This is a genomic window from Bacillus sp. USDA818B3_A (genome assembly GCF_009928415.1).
In the GTDB taxonomy this organism is placed as follows: domain Bacteria; phylum Bacillota; class Bacilli; order Bacillales; family Cytobacillaceae; genus Neobacillus.
In genome coordinates this window covers 1-208 of the sequence record NZ_JAABNN010000089.1, presented here as the reverse complement: position 1 = coordinate 208, position 208 = coordinate 1, and the positions used below count along the sequence as shown (strand labels likewise).

Annotated in this window: 1 tRNA gene; it reads right to left on the bottom strand. The window is 54.8% G+C overall.

The features are described from left to right. Nucleotides 1–62: 62 nt before the first annotated feature. Nucleotides 63–154, bottom strand: a tRNA-Ser gene (locus tag GXK58_RS26930). Nucleotides 155–208 lie beyond the last annotated feature (54 nt).

The window sequence follows — 208 nt, the reverse complement described above, 5'->3', positions numbered from 1 at the left end:
CCCGTGTTACCGCCGTGAAAGGGCGGTGTCTTAACCGCTTGACCAAGGGGCCATAAATATTATGGCGGAGAGCAAGGGATTTGAACCCTTGAGACAGGGTTACCCGCCTACACGATTTCCAATCGTGCTCCTTCGGCCACTCGGACAGCTCTCCATAAAAATGGCTCCGCAGGTAGGACTCGAACCTACGACCGATCGGTTAACAGCC